At 61.5% G+C, this 673-nt stretch carries 2 protein-coding genes; both read right to left on the reverse strand.

Annotated elements, in window-relative coordinates; all coding sequences use genetic code 11:
* On the reverse strand, window positions 1-356 hold a 356-nt coding region (locus tag AC0L27_RS41130), incomplete at its 3' end, for a 2-dehydropantoate 2-reductase N-terminal domain-containing protein (protein WP_473323809.1).
* 230 nt (window positions 357-586) lie between these two features.
* A partial coding sequence (locus tag AC0L27_RS41135) for a hypothetical protein (protein WP_473323811.1) occupies window positions 587-673 on the reverse strand: 87 nt, incomplete at its 5' end.

Below are 673 nucleotides of genomic sequence, written 5' to 3' on the forward strand. Positions count from 1 at the left end.
GTCACGACGACGGTGAAGCCGGACAGCGACTGCGCGATCTCTTTCGCGGCCGCATAGACGTAGGACAGATCGGCGTGGCCGTCGCCGCGGCGGGAGGGCGTGCCGACCGCGATGAACACGGCATCGGCATCCGCGACCGGCTTGGACAAATCGGTGGTGAACTCCAGCCGCTTGGCCTTGACGTTCGTCGCGACCAGTTCGTCGAGCCCGGGCTCGTAGATCGGGATCTCGCCGCGATGAAGGGCCGCGATCTTCTTCTCGTCCTTGTCGACGCAGACGACGTCGTGACCGAAATCCGCAAAGCATGCTCCGGACACCAGTCCCACATAGCCCGTGCCGATCATAGCAATTCGCATGAAAACCTCTCTCCGTTGAAGACGGATCCGGTGAACACCCCAACATTTCTTTATCCGGCCACACGGCCAACATTGGGGCAAGCTGCTGCGGGCGAATAAATCTTCGCCGCTCAGCGCGGAACCAGCGGCGGGCATTTACGATGCGACGCGCCGGGGATGGTCAAGCCAGGTCCTTGGGTTCGTATCGTGCACAGAGGCGGGCCCGCTCTGTCGAAACGGCTTACCCCCCGTCAGCAGCGGTGATAGTCGTCTTCAATCCGGATGATGTCGTCTTCCCCGAGATAACTTCCAGTCTGGACCTCGATCAGCTCCAGCAT

Source organism: Bradyrhizobium sp. Ken51, from assembly GCF_055807435.1.